This is a genomic window from Neisseria sp. P0008.S010 (genome assembly GCF_051962715.1).
GTDB classification, from domain to species: Bacteria; Pseudomonadota; Gammaproteobacteria; order Burkholderiales; family Neisseriaceae; genus Neisseria; species Neisseria elongata.
The window spans coordinates 1-356 of record NZ_JBQCVA010000205.1; the positions used below are offsets into that span (position 1 = coordinate 1).

Genomic DNA, 356 nt, shown 5'->3' on the forward strand with positions numbered 1-356 from the left:
GAAGGAAGATATCCTCGCATGGTGGAAGCAACAACCATTCGATTTGCAAATACCGGAACATCTCGGTAACTGCATATTCTGCATTAAAAAATCAACGCAAAAAATCGGACTTGCCTGCAAAGATGAGGAGGGATTGCAGCGTGTTTTTAATGAGGTCATCACGGGATCCCATGTGCGTGACGGACATCGGGAAACGCCAAAGGAGATTATGTACCGAGGAAGAATGTCGCTGGACGGTATCGCGAAAATGTATTCAGAAAATGATTATCAAGCCCTGTATCAGGACATGGTACGAGCTAAAAGATTCGATACCGGCTCTTGTTCTGAGTCATGCGAAATATTTGGAGGGCAGCTTG

At 45.2% G+C, this 356-nt stretch carries 1 protein-coding gene; it reads left to right on the forward strand.

The genetic code is table 11. From position 1 onward, the window contains the following. On the forward strand, window positions 1–356 hold a 356-nt coding region (locus tag ACTHSL_RS13235), incomplete at both ends, for a hypothetical protein (protein ID WP_440381704.1).